At 39.7% G+C, this 678-nt stretch carries 1 rRNA gene; it reads right to left on the minus strand.

Annotation, left to right across the window (positions count from 1 at the left end):
* Positions 1-383: 383 nt before the first annotated feature.
* Positions 384-496, minus strand: a 5S ribosomal RNA gene (rrf, locus tag DW830_RS15580).
* Positions 497-678 lie beyond the last annotated feature (182 nt).

Here is a 678-nt window from a genome sequence, read left to right on the forward strand (position 1 = left end):
CTTTTACCCAGTCAACTTTCTTATTTCTAAGAAGTTAACCGCTTCTTGTACTACTTGTCTGTTTATGTAAAATCTTTCAAAGAACTCTTTCTTTATGTTGCTAAGAGAAGTGATTTCTCAAAAGCGAGTGCAAAAGTACAACAAAAAACTGAACCCACCAAATAATTCACAAGAAAAGTTCGCATTTTAACAGTATTTTAACACTTAGGTGGTAAAAAAGGGCTATTTTAGCCTTAACCAAGTGTTTTTCCATATTTTTATGAGCAGCAAAGAATCTGCGTCATCCAAGACCGAACATGTCTAAAATCTGTGTACATCTGGGAAATCTGTGGGAAAACGAAAAAAGCCTCAGAAATCTTTCGAAATCTGAGGCTCTTGATAAAAGAAGGCGGCTACCTACTCTCCCGCATTGCATTGCAGTACCATCGGCGCAAGTGAGCTTAACTTCTCTGTTCGGAATGGGAAGAGGTGGAACCTCACCGCAATAACCACCTGATAATGGGTTATGACGTATTTGCACACAAGCAAACTGTATTTGATAGTAAAGAACCACCGTCCCTCCCGATTCAATCGAGAGTCAACAGCTGAAACTATGAACTTTCCTAAAGAAAGTGTTCGGGCAATTAGTAATGCTCGGCTTTGACATCGCTGTCTTTACACCTGCATCCTATCAACGTC

The organism is Prevotella sp. AM34-19LB (genome assembly GCF_003468525.1).
Taxonomy (GTDB): Bacteria; Bacteroidota; Bacteroidia; order Bacteroidales; family Bacteroidaceae; genus Prevotella.